This is a genomic window from Ferdinandcohnia sp. GQ5 (assembly GCF_059759275.1).
In genome coordinates, this window is sequence record NZ_JCAXEW010000075.1 from 1 (window position 1) to 207 (window position 207).

A 207-nucleotide genomic window follows, 5' to 3' on the forward strand; every position below is an offset into this window, starting at 1 on the left:
AAAAAAGACCAACCATAACGGTTGATCTCTTAATTGCCTAGCGACGTCCTACTCTCACAGGGACAAAGTCCCAACTACCATTGGCGCTGAAGAACTTAACTTCCGTGTTCGGTATGGGAACGGGTGTGACCTCTTCGCTATCGCCACTAGACTATGTTGAAGGATTCATTCCTTCAAAACTAGATAACGTACGTGCATTCATCTTCG

1 rRNA gene is annotated in these 207 nt (G+C 45.4%); it reads right to left on the reverse strand.

Annotated elements, in window-relative coordinates:
* Nucleotides 1-35: 35 nt before the first annotated feature.
* A 5S ribosomal RNA gene (gene rrf / locus AC6CHV_RS26445) occupies nt 36-151 on the reverse strand.
* Between the last annotated feature and the right edge of the window lie 56 nt (nt 152-207).